This is a genomic window from Pseudomonas alkylphenolica (assembly GCF_016009175.1).
Lineage (GTDB): Bacteria > Pseudomonadota > Gammaproteobacteria > Pseudomonadales > Pseudomonadaceae > Aquipseudomonas > Aquipseudomonas alkylphenolica_B.
Map to the genome: position 1 here is coordinate 62542 of NZ_JADUCM010000005.1, position 14386 is coordinate 76927.

Genomic DNA, 14386 nt, shown 5'->3' on the forward strand with positions numbered 1-14386 from the left:
CGGTCATCGTGCTGGCTATTGCCGGCAACTGGACACTGCCCGGCGGTTTACGGCATAGTCGCCGCGCAACGTTTGTGCCTAACGACAAAAGGAAACACAGATGGCAACGCTACTGGTGCTGCACGGCCCCAACCTGAACCTGCTCGGTACCCGTGAACCGGGTGTCTACGGCGCCGTTACCCTGGCCCAGATCAACCAGGACCTGGAGCAGCGCGCCCGCGCCGCCGGCCATCACCTGCAGTACCTGCAAAGCAATGCCGAGTACGAACTGATCGACCGCATCCATGCTGCGCGCAGCGAAGGCGTCGACTTTATCCTGATCAATCCGGCGGCTTTCACACATACAAGTGTCGCATTACGTGACGCGTTGCTGGCGGTGAGCATCCCATTCATCGAAGTGCATCTGTCCAACGTGCACAAACGCGAACCTTTTCGCCATCACTCCTACTTTTCTGATGTCGCCGTAGGAGTGATTTGCGGCCTGGGCGCCAGCGGTTACCGGCTGGCCCTGGAGTCTGCCCTGGAACACCTGGCTGCTAACGCAAAGCCCTGATGACGAGAACCTGGCCACCAGGCTAGGGCTCACAAGAAACGTTTACTTACACGTTTTTGTATTTACGCCCCTGACCGAACCTTGGGAGTTGATGATTAATGGATATCCGTAAAGTCAAGAAACTGATCGAACTGCTGGAAGAGTCTGGCATCGACGAGCTGGAGATCAAGGAAGGCGAGGAATCCGTACGGATCAGCCGTCACAGCAAGACCCCGGCCCAACAGTACTACGCACCTGCGCCAGTTGCTGCTGCCCCGGTTGCCGCGCCTGCCGCCGCCGCACCAGCCGCCGCCGAAGCCCCGGCCACACCAAAACTGAACGGCACCGTTGCCCGTTCGCCAATGGTCGGTACTTTCTACCGCAAAGCTTCGCCTACCTCGCCAGCCTTCGTTGAAGTCGGCCAGACCGTGAAGAAAGGCGACACCCTGTGCATCGTCGAAGCCATGAAGATGATGAACCACATCGAAGCTGAAACCAGCGGTGTGATCGAATCCATCCTGGTAGAAGACGGTCAGCCGGTTGAGTTCGACCAGCCGCTGTTCACCATCGTTTGAACCGCGGAGAGCCAACGATGTCTGCGAAGCTGGAAAAAGTCCTGATTGCCAACCGCGGGGAAATTGCCCTGCGGATCCTGCGTGCCTGTAAAGAGCTGGGCATCAAGACCGTCGCCGTACACTCCACGGCTGACCGTGAACTGATGCACCTGGGCCTGGCCGACGAGTCGGTGTGCATTGGCCCCGCCTCCTCCAAGGACTCCTACCTGCACATTCCGGCGATCATCGCCGCCGCAGAAGTGACCGGTGCCACCGCTATCCACCCGGGCTACGGCTTCCTCGCCGAAAACGCCGACTTCGCCGAACAGGTGGAGAACTCCGGCTTCGCCTTCATCGGCCCGAAAGCCGACACCATTCGCCTGATGGGCGACAAGGTTTCGGCCAAGGACGCGATGATCAAGACCGGCGTTCCGACCGTTCCGGGTTCCGACGGCCCGCTGCCGGAAGACGAAGAAACCGCGCTGGCGATTGCCCGCGAGGTTGGCTACCCGGTGATCATCAAGGCCGCCGGTGGCGGTGGTGGTCGCGGCATGCGCGTCGTGCACAAGGAAGAGGACCTGATCTCCTCGGCCAAGCTGACCCGTACCGAAGCCGGTGCAGCGTTCGGCAACCCGATGGTGTACCTGGAGAAATTCCTGACCAACCCACGCCACGTGGAAGTGCAGGTACTCTCCGACGGTCAAGGCAACGCCGTGCACCTGGGTGACCGCGACTGCTCGCTGCAGCGCCGCCACCAGAAGGTTCTGGAAGAAGCGCCGGCACCGGGCATCGACGAAAAGGCCCGCCAGGAAGTGTTCAAGCGCTGTGTCGATGCCTGCATCGAGATCGGCTACCGTGGCGCCGGTACCTTCGAGTTCCTCTACGAGAACGGCCGTTTCTACTTCATCGAAATGAACACCCGTGTTCAGGTGGAGCACCCGGTTTCGGAGATGGTCACCGGTATCGACATCGTCAAGGAGATGCTCAGCATCGCCGCTGGCAACAAGCTGTCGTTCCGTCAGGAAGACGTGGTTATCCGTGGTCACTCGCTCGAGTGCCGGATCAACGCCGAAGACCCGCGCAAGTTCATCCCGAGCCCAGGCACGGTCAAGCACTTCCATGCCCCGGGCGGCAACGGCGTTCGCGTCGATTCGCACCTGTACAGCGGTTACTCGGTTCCGCCGAACTACGACTCGCTGATCGGCAAGCTGATCACCTACGGCAAAGACCGTGACGAAGCCATGGCACGCATGCGCAATGCCCTGGACGAAATCGTCGTCGACGGCATCAAGACCAACATCCCGCTGCACCGCGACCTGGTGCGCGATGAAGGTTTCTGCAAAGGTGGCGTCAACATTCACTATCTGGAACACAAACTGGCTAGCCAGGAGTGATCTTGACGTGATGTGAAAAAGACCCCGGCCCATTGGCCGGGGTCTTTTTTCATACGCGGGCCTTGTTGCCACCGCCGCTCATGCTCTTCATTACAAACCCTTCGCACTCAAGTAAACTGGCGGGCTTCTCGCAGCCTAGCGCTGCCCCTGTAGATTTTTCCAAAGGTGCCCGCCATGCCTTGGCTGCAAGTACGTCTGGCCATCAGCCCGGAACAAGCCGAAACCTATGAAGATGCCCTGCTCGAAGTAGGCGCGGTTTCGGTCACCTTCATGGACGCCGAAGACCAGCCCATCTTCGAACCGGACCTCAACACCACTCCGCTGTGGTCGCATACGCACCTGCTGGCCCTGTTCGAAGCCGATACCGATGCCAACGCAGTGTTCGCCCACCTGCAACTACTGACCGGCACTGAATTGCCGGAACACCAGGCCGAAGTGATCGAAGACCAGGACTGGGAGCGTAGCTGGATGGATAACTTCCAGCCCATGCGCTTCGGCCAGCGCCTGTGGATCGTGCCAAGCTGGCATGCCGCGCCAGAACCTGACGCCGTCAATCTGCTGCTCGATCCGGGCCTGGCGTTCGGTACCGGCACTCACCCGACCACCGCGCTGTGCCTGGAGTGGCTCGATGGCCAGGACCTGAACGGCACCCAGGTGCTCGACTTCGGTTGCGGTTCCGGGATTCTGGCCATCGCCGCCCTGCTGCTGGGTGCCCGTGAAGCCGTCGGCACCGACATCGACGTCCAGGCCCTGGAAGCCTCGCGCGACAATGCCGGGCGCAACGGTATCGCCGACGAGAAATTTGCCCTGTACCTGCCCGAGCACATGCCGGCAATGCAGGCCGATGTACTGGTCGCCAACATTCTCGCCGGTCCACTGGTTGCCCTCGCGCCGCAGCTCTCTGGCCTGGTACGCCCGGGCGGCCTGCTGGCCTTGTCCGGCATCCTTGCCGAGCAGGGCGACGAAGTGGCTGCTGCCTACGCCAAGGACTTCGATCTGGACCCGATCACCGTTCGCGACGGCTGGGTACGCATCAGTGGTCGCCGCCGCTAAGTGCGCCTAGAATAAACTTCTGCATAACCCGGACCGCCGCATGACCGACAGTTTCGTCACCCAGTGCCCGCATTGCCAGACCAGCTTTCGCGTCAGCCACAATCAGTTGAGTGTGGCCCGCGGCGTGGTGCGCTGCGGCGCCTGCATGCAGGTATTCAACGCGGCCAAGCAGCTGCTGGAGCAGAGCGCGGCGCAACAGCCCGCTGCCGACCCCGCCCCTGCCGAAGTGCAAGCCCCGCCGCCAGCACCTGCCCCGGAGCGGCACGACTGGAGCGCTGCCGAGCTTGATCTGGACCAGCTGGACCTGGATGAAGAACTGGCGCGCCTGGAGCAACGGGAAATCCAGCCGATTACCGAGCTCAAGGGCAACAGCCCTCGTGAAGAGAACCTCAGCGCCCATCGCGACGAGCCGGAAGGTGACGATCAGGTCTGGCCAGACAGCTTGTTCAGCACGCCCAACAATGAACGTGAAGAACCGCCAGAGGCACTCGATGAGCCGCAACCGCCGCTGATCGAACAGGAAACCCTCGATCTGGCACCCGCGCCAGGGGAGCGTACCGAACCCTCGCTGTCACTCGACCCGGATATCCTCAACGACGACCTCGAAACGGCGCCCAGGCACCCTCACGGGATCGCCGCCGAGCATCATGAGCCCGCGATCGAGCGCCTGTCGGCAAAAGAGCCGGATGACGACCTGGATTCACCTCAGGTCGATCCGCACGAGCGTCACGAACCCGGCCTGGGCCCAATCTCCAGCCGCCCTGCACGCAAGGAACCCCTGCTCGACCTGGTCGACGACCCGCTGCAGCTGGACTGGCAGAAGCCCAAGGCCCACTGGGGCAAGCGCCTGTTGTGGATCTTGCTGATTCTGGTGGCCGCTGCAGCCCTCGCCGGCCAGTACATCTGGTACCACTTCGACGAACTGGCCCGCCAGGACCAGTACCGCCCCTGGTTCCAGCAGATCTGCCCGCAGGTTGGTTGCCAGGTGCCTTCGCGAGTCGATATCGCCCGGATCAAAAGCAGCAACCTGGTGGTGCGTAGCCACCCGGACTTCAATGGCGCACTGATCGTCGATGCGATCATCTACAACCGCGCGCCCTTCACCCAGCCGTTTCCGCTGCTGGAGCTGCGTTTTGCCGACCTCAACGGCCAGTTGATCGCCAGCCGGCGCTTCAAACCCACCGAGTACCTCAGTGGCGAACTGGCCGGCAAAGGCGAAATGCCCAGCCAGGTGCCGATCCATATCGCCCTGGACATCCTCGACCCGGGCCCCAAGGCGGTCAATTACAGCCTGAGCTTCCGCTCACCGGAATAGGCGCAAAGCCGCAGGCAGCAAGGTTCAAGCCACAAGAATCAGCGGGCCGTGCGTCGGTCAGTTTTTACTTATGGCCTGAAGCTTGCCACTTGCAGCAGCACGCCAGTTGTTCAGATTTTATCCAAATCTATCTTTATCCGGTCACCGAGAGCGGGTATCATGCCAACCCTTTTTCGAACTCTAATGATCCGGCCCCACAACAGGGAACTCCTATGTCGGCGGTACGCATCGGCCCATACACACTGCAGAACAACCTGATTCTTGCCCCGATGGCCGGGGTCACGGACCAGCCATTCCGTCAGCTATGCCGACGAATGGGTGCAGGCCTGGTGGTGTCGGAGATGGTCAGCAGCGACATGAGCCTGTGGAACAGCCGCAAGTCGCGCCTGCGCATGATTCACGAAGGTGATCCCGAGCCACGCTCGGTACAGATCGCCGGTGGTGACGCGCAGATGCTCGCAGCCGCCGCCCTGGCCAACGTCGAGGCCGGCGCGCAGATCATCGACATCAACATGGGCTGTCCTGCAAAAAAAGTCTGCAACAAGGCTGCAGGCTCTGCTTTATTGAAAGATGAAGCCCTGGTCAGCGAGATCCTCCATGCGGTTGTTGCCGCCGTGGATGTACCGGTCACGCTGAAAATCCGCACGGGTTGGGACAGGGAGAACAAAAACGGGCTGACGGTAGCAAAAATTGCCGAGCAGGCCGGTATCCAGGCATTGGCGGTACACGGGCGAACCCGTGCCGACCTTTACACTGGCGACGCCGAGTACGACACCATCGCTGCGATCAAGCAGGCGGTGTCGATACCGGTGTTTGCCAACGGCGACATCACCTCGCCAGAAAAAGCCCAGGCCGTGCTACAGGCGACCGGGGCCGATGGTCTGCTGATCGGCAGGGCTGCCCAGGGGCGGCCATGGATCTTTCGCGAGATCGAGCATTACCTGCGCACCGGCGAGCAATTACCGGCGCCGCAGCTGGATGAAGTGGAACGTATTCTGCTGGAACACCTGGCCGCGCTACACGCCTTTTATGGCGATGTGATGGGCGTACGCATCGCCCGCAAGCATGTCGGCTGGTACCTGGCAACACTTCCGGGCGCCAAGGAGTTTCGCGCCCAGTTCAATCGTTTGGAAGATACGCAAGCGCAGTGCGCCGACGTTCGCGGTTTTTTCCGCGATCGTGAACAGAGCCTTGAGACAGAGGACGGACAAGGGGTGGCCGCATGACGATGATGACCGAGACTTTAGTGAGTGGAACAACGCCCGTGAGCGACAACGTCAACCTGAAACAGCACCTGAATACACCGAGCGAAGAAGGTCAGACCCTTCGCGGCAGTGTGGAAAAGGCGCTGCACAACTATTTCGCCCATCTCGAGGGCGCGGCCGTCACGGACGTGTACAACCTGGTGCTCTCGGAAGTCGAAGCGCCATTGCTCGAAAGCGTGATGAACTACGTCAAGGGCAACCAGACCAAAGCCAGCGAGCTGCTCGGGCTCAACCGCGGCACCTTGCGCAAAAAGCTCAAACAGTACGATTTGTTGTAAGCAAGCATCCAAACCAGAAAAGGCGGCTCCCATTCGATGAGGTCGCCTTTTTTGCTGACTCCACCGCGTTATGGAATCTGAAATGACCGACCAGACTACCCGCCTGCCGATCCGCCGCGCCTTGATCAGTGTTTCCGACAAGACCGGGATCCTTGAATTCGCCCGTGAGCTGCAACAGCTCGGCGTCGAGATCCTGTCCACCGGCGGCACCTTCAAGCTGCTCCAGGACAACGGCGTTGCCGCGGTGGAAGTTGCCGACTACACCGGTTTTGCCGAAATGATGGACGGCCGGGTCAAGACCCTGCACCCGAAAATCCACGGTGGCATCCTGGGCCGTCGCGGCACCGACGACGCCATCATGGCCGAGCACGGCATCAAGCCGATCGACCTGGTTGCCGTCAACCTCTACCCGTTCGAAGCCACCATCTCCAAGCCGGGTTGTGACCTGCCGACCGCGATCGAGAACATCGACATCGGCGGCCCGACCATGGTCCGCTCCGCGGCCAAGAACCACAAAGACGTCGCTATCGTGGTCAACGCCAGCGACTACGGTCAGGTTCTGGAAAGTCTCAAGGCTGGCGGTCTGACCTACGCCCAGCGCTTCGACCTGATGCTCAAGGCCTTTGAGCACACCGCCGCCTACGACGGCATGATCGCCAACTACATGGGCACTGTGAATCAGGCCGCCGAGACCCTGTCGACGTCCGGTCGCAGCGAGTTCCCGCGCACCTTCAACAGCCAATTCGTCAAAGCCCAGGAAATGCGTTACGGCGAGAACCCGCACCAGAGCGCGGCGTTCTATGTCGAAGCCAAGCCGACCGAAGCCGGTATCGCTACCGCAGTACAGCTGCAGGGCAAAGAGCTGTCGTACAACAACGTGGCTGACACCGACGCTGCCCTGGAGTGCGTGAAGAGCTTCGTCAAGCCAGCCTGCGTCATCGTCAAGCACGCCAACCCGTGCGGCGTGGCAGTCAGCCCGGACGCCGAAGGCGGCATCCGCCAGGCGTATGAGCTGGCCTATGCCACCGACACCGAGTCGGCATTCGGCGGCATCATCGCCTTCAACCGCGAACTGGACGCCGAAACGGCCAAGGCTATCGTCGAGCGCCAGTTCGTCGAAGTGATCATCGCCCCGAGCGTCAGCGAAGAAGCCCGCGCCGTGGTCGCAGCCAAAGCCAACGTTCGCCTGCTGGCCTGCGGCCAGTGGTCGGCTGAACGTGCTGCCGCCTGGGATTACAAGCGTGTAACCGGCGGCCTGCTGGTTCAGAGCCGTGACATCGGCATGATCACTGAAGGCGACCTGAAGGTTGTCACCAAACGTGCGCCGACCGAACAAGAAATCCACGACCTGATCTTTGCCTGGAAAGTGGCCAAGTACGTCAAGTCCAACGCTATCGTCTACGCCAAGAACCGTCAGACCATCGGTGTCGGCGCCGGCCAGATGAGCCGCGTCAACTCGGCACGTATTGCTGCAATCAAGGCTGAACACGCCGGCCTGCAGGTGCAGGGCGCGGTCATGGCCTCGGATGCGTTCTTCCCGTTCCGTGACGGCATCGATAACGCAGCTAAAGTGGGTATCACGGCAGTGATCCAGCCAGGTGGCTCGATGCGTGATGCCGAAGTGATTGCTGCCGCCGACGAAGCCGGCATTGCCATGGTCTTCACCGGCATGCGCCACTTCCGTCACTAATCGTCAAACGGCCGCACTGAAGCAGTCACCTGCTTCAGTGCGGCCTCGCAATGCATACACGGCAGAAGCGCAGAAAGCGTTGCTTTCTGATTGAAGAATTAGCGTCATCGAGGTTTTGACATGAATGTTTTGATTATCGGCAGCGGCGGTCGTGAACACGCCCTGGCCTGGAAAGTCGCTCAAGACCCACGGGTCGAGAAAGTCTTCGTTGCCCCGGGCAACGCCGGCACCGCCACCGAAGCCAAGTGCGAGAACGTCAACATCGACGTCACCGCCCTGGAACAGCTGGCCGACTTTGCCGAAAAGAACGTCGCCCTGACCATCGTCGGCCCCGAAGGCCCGCTGGTTGCCGGTGTTGTCGATCTGTTCCGCAGCCGCAACCTGGATTGCTTCGGCCCGACCGCCGGTGCGGCCCAGCTGGAAGGCTCCAAAGCCTTTACCAAGGACTTCCTGGCTCGCCACAAGATCCCGACTGCCGATTACCAGAACTTCACCGAGATCGAGCCGGCCCTGGCCTACCTGCGTGAAAAAGGCGCACCGATCGTGATCAAGGCCGACGGCCTGGCCGCCGGTAAAGGCGTGATCGTCGCCATGACCCTGGCCGAAGCCGAAGACGCCGTACGCGACATGCTCGCCGGCAACGCCTTCGGTGAAGCCGGTTCGCGCGTGGTGATCGAGGAGTTCCTTGATGGCGAGGAAGCCAGCTTCATCGTCATGGTCGATGGCAAGAATGTGCTGCCAATGGCCACCAGCCAGGACCACAAACGTGTCGGCGACGGCGATACCGGCCCGAACACCGGCGGCATGGGCGCTTACTCGCCAGCCCCGGTAGTAACTGCCGACGTCCACCAGCGCGTCATGGACCAGGTGATCTGGCCGACCGTGAACGGCATGGCCGAGGAAGGCAATGTCTACACCGGTTTCCTGTATGCCGGCCTGATGATCGACAAAGCCGGCAACCCGAAAGTCATCGAGTTCAACTGCCGCTTCGGCGACCCGGAAACCCAGCCAGTCATGCTGCGCCTGGAGTCGAGCCTGGTGCTGCTGATCGAAGCCGCCTTTGCCAAAGCCCTGGACAAGGTCGAGGCCCAATGGGACCCACGCCCGAGCCTGGGCGTGGTACTGGCCGCTGGCGGCTACCCGGGCGACTACGCCAAGGGTGCAGCCATCAACGGTCTGGACGCTGCCGCGAAAATCGAAGGCAAGGTGTTCCACGCCGGTACTGCACTCAAAGACGGCCAGGTTGTCTCGGCTGGCGGCCGCGTACTTTGCGCCACCGCCCTGGGCCACACGGTCGAGTCCGCTCAGCAGCAGGCCTACCGCCTGGCCGCCGAGATCAGCTGGGACGGCAGCTTCTACCGCAGCGACATTGGCTACCGTGCCATTGCCCGCGAACGCGGTGAGCATCAGGAGTAACGTAGCGCCCGCCAGCAGCGACGCCCCGGGCGTCCTGCTGACGGCTTGGCGGCGAGGCCCTCCCAGGGCCTTGCCTTCGCCTTGCTGCGCCGCGCATAGTTATCATCTGGCACGTTGCTAAAAAGGGATTTCATTGTGCGCTGGCTCAGGATCGCCATTCGCTTCACCGTCAGCTTGCTGACCCTGCTCTGCCTGATGCCGGCGTTTGCCGAGCAAGGCAGCGGGTGGTCCGTGCTGCTCGACGAACAGGCCAGCCTGCAGCTCAGCGACGTACGCTCCGAACGCTACCGCAATCAATTCAGCCCTATCCAGCTGAACCAGCTTGATGCCGCAACGCCCGACCAGGCGCTGTGGCTGCATTACCGCCTGGAACCCGGACAGCACGAACACTTGCTGCGGGTCTTTGCCCCCGATCTTTCTCGCCTTGATCTGTATGTGCTCGACGGCGACCAGTTGATCAAACAGCAACACAACGGCCAGCCAAGCGAAGAAGGCGAGCTGACCGTTCGCAGCAGCGATCACCAGCTGGCCCTGCCCAACAGCCCGCACACCCTGGATATCTACCTGCGGCTGGTCTCCGAGCATCAATTGCGCCCGACCATCAGCCTGGAACCGACCGCCCAGGTCGCTGCCGACCAGCGCCAGTCACTGCTGTTCGGCCTGCTGTTTGGCTGCCTGTTGATGCTGATGCTGCATAACCTGATCCGCTTTGCCTATTCGCGCTCCAGCACCAGCCTGAGCCTGGCCTTCTATCACGGGCTGATGCTTCTCAGCGCACTGATACTGCTCAACTACAGCGGCCCCTGGTGGAGCCTGTGGCATTCGGCACAAACCCCGGCGGCGTACCTGACCGGGCTGCTGGCCAGCCTCGCCGGCCTGACGTTCACCCTGCGTTTTTTCCGCCCGCAGGCCCGGCCTCCATTCAACCGGTTGCTGCAGGCCGAGATGATCCTGATCGGGCTGACGGGCCTGTTGCTGCTGTTCGTCGACACCCTGCCGCTGAACCTGATGACCTACGTGCTGTTTGCCCTGGGCAGCCTGAGCATGCTGCTGGTCGCCAGCTACCACTGGTACAAAGGCTATGCCCCTGCCCGCCTGTTCAGTGTGGCGATGCTGATTTTCAACATCGGCTGCCTGCTGGTGCTGCCGGCGTTGCTCGGTTTGACCCGCACCCCAACCCAATGGCTGCTGTTCATTCTTCTGGGCCTGGCCAGCGTCAGTGGCCTGCTGCTCAACCTGTCGGTCAGCGAACGCCTGCGCAGCATCAGTGAAGAGCGTTTCAGCGCCAGCCGCGCACTCGCCGCCAGCAACGCCGAAATCAACGCCAAGGCCGAATTCCTGGCGAAGATCAGCCACGAAATCCGCACCCCCATGAACGGTGTCCTGGGGATGACCGAACTGCTGCTGGGCACGCCGCTGTCGGTCAAGCAGCGCGACTACGTGCAAACCATCCACAGCGCCGGCAACGAACTGCTCACCTTGATCAACGAGATTCTCGACATTTCCAAACTTGAATCAGGGCAGATCGAGCTGGATGACGTGCAGTTCGACCTCAACGCCCTGATCGAAGACTGCCTGAGCATTTTTCGCGCCAAGGCCGAGCAACAGAACATCGAGTTGATCAGCTTCACCCAGCCACAAGTGCCACGGGTCATCAGCGGTGATCCGACGCGCCTGCGCCAGGCCTTGTTGAGCTTGCTGGAAAACGCCCTGAAAAAAACCGAGCAAGGCGAGATTCTCCTGGTAGTGGCCCTCGACCAACGCGGCGACACCCCGCGCCTGCGCATTGCCGTGCAGGACAGTGGCGAAGCCATGGCCCCGGGTGAGCGCGATGCGTTGTTGCAGGCCGAACTGCACAGCAAGCACTTCCTGTCCAGCAACAAGCTGGGCGGCCACCTTGGTCTGGTGATTGCCAAACAGCTGATCAACCTGATGCAGGGCGAATTTGGCATCAAGACCAGCCATGGCCTGGGCAATACCCTGTGGCTGACCTTGCCACTGGACCCTCAGCGCCTTGAGCAGCCGGCAGCCGACCTCGACGGCCCGTTGCGCGGCGCCCGCGTACTGGTGGTGGACGACAACGATACCTGCCGCAAGGTGCTGGTACAGCAGTGCAGCGCCTGGGGCATGAATGTCAGCGCGGTGCCTTCGGGCAAGGAAGCCCTGGCGTTGCTGCGCACCAAGGCGCACCTGCGTGATTATTTCGACGCGGTCCTGCTCGACCAGAACATGCCGGGCATGACCGGCATGCAACTGGCGGCCAAGATCAAGGAAGACCCGAGCCTGAACCACGACATTCTGCTGATCATGCTCACCGGGATCAGCAATGCCCCGAGCAAGGTCATTGCCCGCAATGCCGGGGTCAAACGGATCCTGGCCAAGCCGGTGGCAGGTTATACCCTCAAGACCACGCTCGCCGAAGAGCTGGCCCAGCGCAGCAAGGAACAGCCGGCTTTCAGCACCCCGGCCAACCTCGGTGCCCCGCTCAACCTGCCCAGCGATTTCCGCATCCTGGTTGCCGAAGACAACAGTATCTCGACCAAAGTGATTCGCGGCATGCTCGGCAAGCTCAGCCTCGAGCCCGATACCGCCAGCAACGGCGAAGAAGCCCTGCAGGCGATGAAAGCGCAGCACTACGACCTGGTACTGATGGACTGCGAAATGCCCGTTCTGGACGGTTTCTCGGCCACTCAGCAGCTGCGCATCTGGGAAGTCAGCAACCAGCGCAAGCGCACGCCGGTGGTTGCCCTGACCGCGCATATCCTCGCCGAACACAAAGAGCGCGCGCGCCTGGCCGGCATGGACGGTCACATGGCCAAGCCGGTCGAGCTGTCGCAACTGCGTGAATTGATTGAACACTGGGTGGCGCGCCGTGAAGCCGAACCCAACCAGGTATCCACCTCGTAAGCGCCGCAAGCGCTGATACACTTCTCTGACGCCTCCCTGCCGCGAGCTCCGATCATGCTCTATGCGTTGTTCAGCGTTTACCTGAAAATGCTCGTGCTCTACAGCCCGTTCTTCGTGCTCTCCTGCTTCATCAGCCTGACCCGCGGCCACTCCAGCAAAGAGCGCAAACAACTGGCCTGGCGCGTGGCCTTTGCCGCCTTCATCGCCAGCATCATCTTGTACCTGTTCGGCAAGCTGATTTTCGGTGTGTTCGGCATCACCGCCGACGCCTTTCGCATCGGCGCGGGCAGCGTGCTGTTCATCTCGGCGCTGAACATGGCCCAGGGCAAGTCGGCGGTGCAGACCGACAGCGTCCAGCAAGACGTGACCATCGTGCCGCTGACCATCCCCCTGACAGTCGGCCCGGGCACCATCGGCGCCCTGTTGGTCATGGGCGTCAGCCAGCCGGAGTGGGACGACAAACTGATGGTCATGGTCAGTATCGCGCTGGCCAGCTTCACCGTCGGCCTGGTGCTGTACCTGTCGCACCGGATTGAACGGATCCTCGGCGATCAGGGCCTGGAGATTGTCAGCCGGCTGATGGGCCTGTTCGTCTGCGCGCTGGCAGCACAGATTATCTTTACCGGGATCAAGGGTTACCTGACCTTGTAAGCGGAACATGGATGACATCGTTCTGGTGTTGCCGGCCCGTACTGATCAAGACTTTGCTGCGCCACTCCTGGCGGAACAGGCGAATATTGAAGCGCACCCGTTCCAGCGCCTGAGCCGCCACCTGCAGTTGGCTGTCACGCTGGGCGAACAGAAAGTGCGGGGCAAAGTGCCTGGCGTTGAGTTGCTGATGGTAGAGCACGATATCGATGTAGCTCCCTACCCTGTTGCAGAGCAACAACTGATAGATGGCGGTGTCCCGCTCCCGGCTCAACGCATGGGCGTCGAAGCATTCGAGGCCTTCATCATGTTCCGACAGCCCCTTCAGGGCCTGCTGACCCGCCAGGGTCATTTGCTGCGTCGCCAGCTGGGCAATATGCGCCACCGCCTCATCCGCCAATGGTCCGGGCCGCGGCCCAGGCACATAGCTGTCGGGAGCCGGCGTCGCATCCCAGCCCAAAAACTGCAGGCGTCGCTTGTAATTGGTCAACCAGTCCATGTTCAACCGGCTATCACGCTCGGCCCTGGCAATGCGCTGGGCAAACAGATTGGCCAGGATCACATCCTGCTGATCCTCCATGCTCATCGTCGGCAAAAATGCCGTCAAACTGCCAGACACCACCGATGCACCTGCAACCAACGGCTCGTTCATTGCGAATCCTCCCTGACATCCAAAGGCACGACATACATGGCTCGCAGAGCTTCAAGTCGTGTTTGAAGCAACGCCCTGACACCTGAAAACACCCCGGGAAACAACTCACCGGTAAAGCTTCTGGTCTCCTGGCGAATGACTGCCTCAATCGCCAACGGTTGCGTCAACCATTGCCGCTCAAGGCATTGCCGGGTTTCCAGAAAAATGCTGCTGGCCACTGCACGCAGGCCGGGTAGCACCACCCTGAGTTCAAACGCCAGACGGGTAACGGGCTTGACGTCTGGCGCCTTGACGCACTCCAGTGCCTCTGCGCTCAACAGTTGCAACGCCGGGTGCGTTTCCGGCAACGCTTGAAGCGCTCCCAGCGCCTCGTTCAGCGCCGGTAGCAGCGGCGCAGGTAACGTGCCCAATCCGTGCCAGACGCTTGCCAATGGCGTAAAGGGCACCGGCACCTGTTCGATCTTGATGGTTTCGCTGGAGGCACTGACAACCCACCCCAGCCCCGTGTGCCTGTCCCTGTAGGTGCCTTGCCATTGCTGGTGCTCACCCAGCAGCAAGAATTCGGACGACGCGTTGAGCCAGCAAAACAGTTGCGCATCGATCGCATCCTGCCGCTCGCCGTCATCAAGATCAGCGGACAAGAACAGCAGGCAGTTTCCGGACAGTACTAATGAAAAGCGCT

Annotated in this window: 13 protein-coding genes; 11 read left to right on the forward strand and 2 right to left on the reverse strand. The window is 61.4% G+C overall.

All coding sequences use genetic code 11. The annotated features are described in order from the left end of the window. Window positions 1–100: 100 nt before the first annotated feature. The 11 genes from aroQ to I5S59_RS07300 all read left to right on the forward strand — a co-directional run bounded on the left by aroQ (window position 101) and on the right by I5S59_RS07300 (window position 13055). The gene (aroQ, locus tag I5S59_RS07250; RefSeq protein WP_028945755.1) at window positions 101–553 is read left to right on the forward strand and encodes a type II 3-dehydroquinate dehydratase; all 453 of its coding nucleotides are present in this window, start codon (window positions 101–103) and stop codon (window positions 551–553) included. Between the two features lie 98 nt (window positions 554–651). Next, entirely contained in the window at window positions 652–1107 is a 456-nt protein-coding gene (gene accB, locus I5S59_RS07255; protein WP_197876033.1) for an acetyl-CoA carboxylase biotin carboxyl carrier protein, read from the forward strand. A 17-nt stretch (window positions 1108–1124) separates the two neighbouring features. Beyond that, a complete protein-coding gene (accC, locus tag I5S59_RS07260) occupies window positions 1125–2480 on the forward strand; it encodes an acetyl-CoA carboxylase biotin carboxylase subunit (protein ID WP_197876034.1) in 1356 nt (451 codons plus the stop codon). Between the two features lie 174 nt (window positions 2481–2654). Beyond that, entirely contained in the window at window positions 2655–3533 is an 879-nt protein-coding gene (prmA, locus tag I5S59_RS07265; protein WP_197876035.1) for a 50S ribosomal protein L11 methyltransferase, read from the forward strand. Window positions 3534–3573: 40 nt separating this feature from the next. Beyond that, a complete protein-coding gene (locus tag I5S59_RS07270; RefSeq protein WP_197876036.1) occupies window positions 3574–4848 on the forward strand; it encodes a DUF3426 domain-containing protein in 1275 nt (424 codons plus the stop codon). A 212-nt stretch (window positions 4849–5060) separates the two neighbouring features. Next, window positions 5061–6074: a tRNA dihydrouridine synthase DusB gene (gene dusB, locus I5S59_RS07275; RefSeq protein ID WP_197876037.1), complete on the forward strand. Its 1014-nt coding sequence runs from the start codon at window positions 5061–5063 to the stop codon at window positions 6072–6074. Beyond that, entirely contained in the window at window positions 6071–6391 is a 321-nt protein-coding gene (gene fis, locus I5S59_RS07280; protein WP_003186237.1) for a DNA-binding transcriptional regulator Fis, read from the forward strand. Before dusB ends, fis begins: the two co-directional genes overlap by 4 nt. Window positions 6392–6473: 82 nt before the next feature. After that, window positions 6474–8081: a bifunctional phosphoribosylaminoimidazolecarboxamide formyltransferase/IMP cyclohydrolase gene (gene purH / locus I5S59_RS07285; protein ID WP_197876038.1), complete on the forward strand. Its 1608-nt coding sequence runs from the start codon at window positions 6474–6476 to the stop codon at window positions 8079–8081. A gap of 120 nt (window positions 8082–8201) precedes the next feature. After that, a complete protein-coding gene (gene purD / locus I5S59_RS07290; RefSeq protein ID WP_197876039.1) occupies window positions 8202–9497 on the forward strand; it encodes a phosphoribosylamine--glycine ligase in 1296 nt (431 codons plus the stop codon). Between the two features lie 135 nt (window positions 9498–9632). Next, the gene (locus I5S59_RS07295; RefSeq protein ID WP_197876040.1) at window positions 9633–12404 is read left to right on the forward strand and encodes a hybrid sensor histidine kinase/response regulator; all 2772 of its coding nucleotides are present in this window, start codon (window positions 9633–9635) and stop codon (window positions 12402–12404) included. A 54-nt stretch (window positions 12405–12458) separates the two neighbouring features. Then, window positions 12459–13055, forward strand: coding sequence for a MarC family protein (locus I5S59_RS07300; protein ID WP_128321484.1), 597 nt, complete (start codon window positions 12459–12461; stop codon window positions 13053–13055). Here the strand turns inward: I5S59_RS07300 and I5S59_RS07305 are convergent. Both I5S59_RS07305 and I5S59_RS07310 read right to left on the reverse strand, forming a co-directional pair. Further along, a complete protein-coding gene (locus tag I5S59_RS07305; protein ID WP_197876041.1) occupies window positions 13033–13704 on the reverse strand; it encodes a hypothetical protein in 672 nt (223 codons plus the stop codon). The genes I5S59_RS07300 and I5S59_RS07305 overlap by 23 nt on opposite strands. Continuing rightward, window positions 13701–14345, reverse strand: a complete 645-nt coding sequence (locus I5S59_RS07310; protein ID WP_197876042.1) for a hypothetical protein — start codon at window positions 14343–14345, stop codon at window positions 13701–13703. The genes I5S59_RS07305 and I5S59_RS07310 overlap by 4 nt, the downstream gene beginning before the upstream one ends. Between the last annotated feature and the right edge of the window lie 41 nt (window positions 14346–14386).